5 protein-coding genes and 1 pseudogene are annotated in these 5765 nt (G+C 73.0%); 1 reads left to right on the top strand and 5 read right to left on the bottom strand.

All coding sequences use genetic code 11. The features are described 5' to 3' along the window. Positions 1-539, bottom strand: a 539-nt coding sequence (locus LLG88_11330) for a hypothetical protein (GenBank protein MCE5247494.1), incomplete at its 3' end; no start/stop codon positions are given. A gap of 518 nt (positions 540-1057) precedes the next feature. On the opposite strand from LLG88_11330, the pseudogene LLG88_11335 reads away from it, so the two are divergent. Continuing rightward, positions 1058-1156 (top strand): annotated as a pseudogene (locus tag LLG88_11335) (cell envelope integrity protein TolA). An 815-nt stretch (positions 1157-1971) separates the two neighbouring features. Here the strand turns inward: LLG88_11335 and LLG88_11340 are convergent. The 4 genes from LLG88_11340 to ccsA all read right to left on the bottom strand — a co-directional run. Beyond that, positions 1972-2691 (bottom strand): cytochrome c biogenesis protein, encoded by a 720-nt coding sequence (locus LLG88_11340; GenBank protein MCE5247495.1) that lies wholly within the window; start codon positions 2689-2691, stop codon positions 1972-1974. A gap of 27 nt (positions 2692-2718) precedes the next feature. Beyond that, positions 2719-3408 (bottom strand): heme exporter protein CcmB, encoded by a 690-nt coding sequence (locus tag LLG88_11345; protein ID MCE5247496.1) that lies wholly within the window; start codon positions 3406-3408, stop codon positions 2719-2721. A 102-nt stretch (positions 3409-3510) separates the two neighbouring features. Next, positions 3511-4236, bottom strand: a complete 726-nt coding sequence (locus LLG88_11350; GenBank protein MCE5247497.1) for an ABC transporter ATP-binding protein — start codon at positions 4234-4236, stop codon at positions 3511-3513. Positions 4237-4349: 113 nt separating this feature from the next. Next, positions 4350-5765, bottom strand: a 1416-nt coding sequence (ccsA, locus tag LLG88_11355) for a cytochrome c biogenesis protein CcsA (GenBank protein MCE5247498.1), incomplete at its 5' end; no start/stop codon positions are given.

Genomic DNA, 5765 nt, shown 5'->3' on the forward strand with positions numbered 1-5765 from the left:
AGCACAGTGGCCGTCTCGGGGTTGCGGACGTCGGCGCGCGACGAACTGAGGTCGCTCACCGCGCGCTGCACCTCGAGCTGGCGGCTCTCGAAGAGGCGCTGGAGCGCGTAGACCTGGGCCACGTCCTTCACCGTGTCGTAGTTCATGTGCGAGAGGGCGCCGGCGGCGGCCGCGGAGTCCCAAGCGGCGCTGCGCGGGGCGAAGCGGGAGTCGCGGCAGGAGAACCCCTCGCTCGGCAGCGGCGGCGCGGGCTGCCGGCCGTGCGCGGCCTGGAGCGTCTGTTCGAGGAACAGGCCGATCTTCCGCAGATCGTCGAGCATCCCCTTCACGTTCGCGTCGGCCTCGGCGAGCGTGGCGCGGTTCTGCGTCAGCTCGGCGCGGAATCCGGCGATCGCCCGCGCGGCGAGCTCGTCGTCGCGGCGCGTCTCGCGGCACTGCTCCACGCCGGAGGCGAGGACGATGCCGATGATGATCGTGAGGATGTGGACGCAGAACGTGCGGAACGAGCGGATCGCTTCGTGGGGCGCGTGGACTTCCATCGAGTTCCTCGGCGTCGCGCGGTCGGTCGCGCGGAGCCGTGGATTCTACGCGGATCGCCCGCGGCGCGCCGACGCGCGCGGCGCCGAGCCCCTGGCAGGCGTCGACTTAGGCCGACCATGGCATACCGAAGTCCCGCCCCTCGCTCGGGTCGCAGTGAACCATAGCGCCATACCAGTGATGCGGAGTGATACACTCCGCGCGTCGGTCAGATTCGGGTGGGGCTTCGTTTTGAGGGGGGCACGATGGGCCTGTTCCTGTTGAAGAGGGAACGTCGGCCCGCCTCGTTTCGACGTCTCCTAGTCAGGAATCGCGATGTACACCGGCGTCATCGGACTCGGCGTCGGGACGGGGTCCTGAGCCCTAGGAGGCTCGAGCGTGGACTCGAAGTCCCGCGGACGAGGCGGCGCCGAAAGGGGGAGAGATGAGACTGAAGGCTGCAGCTATTCTTGCCGCGTTCCTGCTTGTTGCCGGGTGCACTCCGAGCGCTGTGGACACCGCGGGCGAGAAGATCGAGAAGGAGCGCGCGGAGAAGATCGCAAAGGCGGAGGCCAGACTCAAGGCGAACGGCGCCAAGGCCGCGGCCGATCGCAAGGCCGCGATACCTAACGCAGCTGCCCGCGCAAAGCTGCTTGCAGGGCTTAAGGCCGAACGTGACGATTTCCAGAAGATCACGTTCTACACCGATCCTGTGATTGACGGCACGTACGATTCGCGCATCTACCTCTATATTGGGGAAGATCAGAACAAGCGCAGCTATTCGCTGCGGATGGTTGTTCGGTATCACGGAGAGAGTTGGGTGTTCTGGGACCGAGCTCTCTTCAATGTCGGCGGCGACGTTGTCGAGGTGAAGCCGCGGACGGTCAAGCGCGACAGCTCGACGTCGGTTTGGGAACAAGCCGACTTCGTCGTCGCGACGGGCGCGGTCGGCGAGGACCGGCTCCAGTTCAGCGAAGAAGGCGCTGCCATCTTCGCAAAGCTGATGCAGGCCAGTGGTCCCGTGACGATGCGTTTTGCCGGTGAACATACGAAGGACCGGACGATCCCGGCCGATGAGCTGCGCCGTTTCAAGGATGTCGGACGACGCTACATGGCTCTGTTCGGCTTGAAATAGCGCCGCGCGTCAATCGCTATCGAGTTGAGGACGGAGCGCGGAAGACTCCGCACCCGCTGTCGGCTGCCTGTGATCGGCGTGCGTGGGACGCAGAGCACAGTCGCGTGCGGAGTCTTCAGGCGCGTCGGCGCTCGCGCTACTTGTCGGACGCGCCGAGGCGGCGGACGCGGCGCTCGAGCGAGGCGAGGCGCGAGGCGAGGCGCGCCGTCCAGAGCGCGACGAGGGCGAAGCCGGCGAAGAAGGCCCAGAAGAGGTAGTCCATCAGCGGTTCTCCTCGCCGGCGCGCCGCGCGGGGCGCCGCGGGGGACGCGGTCCGCGCGTCACCGGATCTCCTCGGCGAGGGCGTCCTCGCGCTCGCGGTCCTGGCGGCGCTCCAGCGCCGCGACCTCGTCGGCCAGCCGCGCCTCGCGCCAGGCGAGGCCGAAGAGCGCGGCGTGGAGCAGCGTCGTCCCGAGCATCCCGAGCGCGAACGCCGCCCCCATGCCGGGGGCGAGCCCGCCGCCCTTGGGGCCGAAGACCATCGGGTGGGCGCCGCGCCACCAGTTCACGGAAAAGTAGACGATCGGCAGGTCGAGCAGGCCGACGATCGAGACGACCGCGGCGAGGCGCGCCCCCTGCTCGGGATCGGCGGCGACGCGCCGCACGAGCAGCGCGCCGAGGTAGATCAGCCAGGCGATGAGCGAGGTCGTGAGGCGCGGCTCCCACGTCCACCACGCGCCCCACGCCGGGCGCGCCCAGATCGGCCCGGTGACGAGGACGATCGTCGCGAAGAGCAGCCCGGTGCCGACGGCGGCGCGGTTGACGGCGTCCGACGCGGCGCGGCGCGTGGCGAGGTACGCGGCGCCGGCGACGGCCGCGGCGAAGAAGGCGAGGGCGGCGTTCGTCGCCGAGGGAACGTGGAAGTAGAAGATCCGCTGCACGTCCCCCATCGTCCTCTCGGTGGGGGCGAGGACGAGCGCGCCGAACAGGACCAGCCCGGCGCCCGCGACAACGGCGGCGCCGTAGGCCCAAGGGGCGAGCCGCGCTCTTCGTGTGGTCATCGGTTCGTCGCTCCTCGCGTCGCTACGCTAATCCACGATCACCGATTCGAACAAGATCGCGCCGGCCGCGCCGTAGACGGCCGTCGCGCCGAGGGCGACCTCGGGCCACGGCGCGGCGCCGGCCAGCCCCTGTCCGGCGAGGACCGCGCCGCTCGCCGCGACGCCGGCGATCAGCAGCGGCGCGGCGGCGGGGAGGACGAGGATCGCCAAGAGCGCCTCGCCGCGGCCGAGGCGCGCGACGACGGCGCCGAGCAGCGTGCCGAGCGCGGCGAGGCCGGCGGTGCAGAGGGCGAGCACCGCGGCGAGCTGCGGGGCGCGGCCGCCGGAGAGGTCGAGCGAGAAGAGGGCGGCGGCGAGCGGCACGAGCAGCAGCTCGAGCGCGGCGCCGAGCAGGAAGCCGAAGAGCCACTTCGCGGCGAAGAGGAGCGAGCGGTCGATCGGCGCGAGGAGCAGGCCGTTCCAGCGCTCCTCCTCGCGGTCGGCGATCAGCGCGCGCGCCTGGCCGACGAGCGTGGCGAAGGCGACGGCGATCCAGACGATGCCGGGGGCGACGCGCCGCCGGTCGTCGGGGCCCATCTCCGGCAGGTTGAAGGCGAAGCCGGCGACGAGCAGCACGACCAGCGCGAAGAGGAGCATCGGCGCCAGCGCCTCGCCGGTGCGCGCCTCGCGCCGCAGGTCGGCCCCGAGCACCGCGCGGAACTGCGCGAACCCGCTCATCGCCCCTCCCGCGCCGGGACGAGGACGTTGCGGCATGGCGCGAACCCGCTCATCGCGCCTCCCGCGCCGGGACGAGGACGTTGCGGCATGGAGCGAACCCGCTCATCGCGGCCCTCCCGCGCGCGCGGCCGCGGCGCCGAGCCAGTCCTCCGGCGCGCGCGAAGCGGCGGGGCCGTCGGCGACGACGCGGCCGGCGCGCAGGGCGACGACCCGCCCCGCGTGGGACAGCGCCGCCTCGGGGTGATGGCTGACGTGGAGGACCGTCGTCCCCGCGACGCGGCGCGCGTCGAGCGCCGCGAAGAGGCGCGCCCGTCCGTCGGCGTCGAGCCCCGCGTCCGGCTCGTCGAACAGCAGCAGCCGCGGCTCGTGGACGAACGCCCTGGCGAGGGCGAGCCGCTGCATCATCCCGCGCGAGAAGCCGCGCACCTGCCGGTCCGCGGCCCGCGCCAGGCCGACCGTCTCCAGCCAGCGCTCCGCCCGCGCGTCCGCCTCGTCGGCGGAGACGCCGTAGAGCCGCGCGTAGAAGACGAGGTTCTCCTTGGCCGTGAGGTAGTCGTGCAGGAACGTCTTGTGCCCGAGGTAGCCGACGAGCGCCCGCTCGGCGCCGCGCCCGGCGCGCGTCCCGCCGATCTCGACCGCGCCGGAGCTGGGGCGGGCGAGGCCGGCGGCGATCTTCAGCAGCGTGGACTTGCCCGCGCCGTTCGCGCCGAGCAGCAGCAGCGACTCGCCCGCCGCGACGTCGAGCGTCACGTCGTCGAGCGCGACGACGGCGCCGAAGCGGCGCGAGACCCGCGCGAAGCGCAGCGGCAACCCCGCGGGCGCGGTCATTTCCGGCGCGCGTCCCGCGCCGCGTCCCGCCGCAGGAGCGGCCACAGCACGAAGGCCGCCGCCGCCGCGAGCAGAAAGGCGATCGTCGCCAAGAGGGGAAGCATCGTCGTTCCTCAACGCGCCGCGCCCGGCGCGGGCTCCTCCGCGGCGGCGGGCGCCTCGGCGCGCCGCGGCGGCCAGGTCGCCAGCAGCGTGCCGACGAGGAGCAGCGCGCCCCCCGCCCAGATCCAGTTGATCATGGGATGGACGATCAGTTCCACCGCCGCCTGGCCGTCCGCGAAGTCCACGGCCAGCGGCACGACGTAGAGGTCCTCGCCGATCCGCGCGAGGCCGGCGAGCGAACGCGGCGCGCCGGTGGCGAGGATCGCGACCTCGGTGGACGGCTGCCGCGCCTCGGGCGCGCGCCCTTTGCCGTACTGCCGCATCTCCGCGCCGAGGCGGGTCGGCGCGCCGCCGCCGGGGCGGACGACCGAGAGCACGATCCGCGCGCCGTCGTAGGTCGGGCCGTCCACGACGTCGAAGCGCTCGTAGGTGGCGCGGTAGCCGTCGATCTCCAGCGTCTGGCCGGGGCGGACCGCGCCGAACTTGGCGTCCTTCTTGTAGACGGTCGAGGCGGCGGCGCCGATCACCATCAGCGCCAGCGCGAAGTGGGAGACGAGCCCGCCGATTCGCGCCCGGCGCGCGGCGAGGAACGAGCCGAGCGAGCGGCCGCGGTCGCCGGGCTCGGCCTGCGCGCGGGAGCGGACGATCCCCGCGAACTCGGCGACGGCGGCGCCGGCGACGAAGCCCGCGGCGGCGAAGAAGAGGACCGACCACGGCTCGCGCGCCCCGCCGAGCAGCGGGACGATCGCCGCGACCGCGGCGACGGCGAGCGGCGCGAGGGCGCGGCGGACGATCTTCCGCGGGTCGTCGCCGCGCCACGAGACGAGCGGCGCGAGGCCGGTCAGCGCGACGACGAGCAGGAACCAGGGCCGCGTCGCCTCGGTGAACTGCGGCGGCTCGAAGGTGATCTGCCTTCCGACGAAGAGCTGCGAGAAGACCGGGTACATCGTCAGCGCGAAGACGATCGCCGCGAGGCCGGCGAAGACGACGTCCGCGAGGGCGAACGCCGCCTCGCGCGAGACGGCCGACTCGATCCGCGCCGCCCTGAGCCCGCGGCGCCGCGCGACGAGCAGGGCCGCCGTCGCGAGAAGCGCCGCGGCGATGAAGCCGAGGAACCAGTTCCCGATCGACGACTTGGAGAAGGCGTGGACCGACTGGATGATCCCGGAGCGGGTGAGGAAGGTGCCGTAGACCGAGAGCAGGAAGGTCGCGGCGGCGAGGATCATGTTCGTCGCCCGCAGCGCGCCGCGCTTCCGCTCCGCCGCGATCGAGTGGACCAGCGCGGCCAGCGTCAGCCAGGGCATCAGGCTGGCGTTCTCGACCGGATCCCAGGCCCAGAAGCCGCCCCAGCCGAGCTCGATGTAGGCCCAGTAGCCGCCGAGCCAGATCCCGAGGGAGAGCGCCGCGAAGGAGGCGAGCGCCCAGCG

This window comes from bacterium (assembly GCA_021372775.1).
GTDB lineage: Bacteria > Acidobacteriota > Polarisedimenticolia > J045 > J045 > JAJFTU01.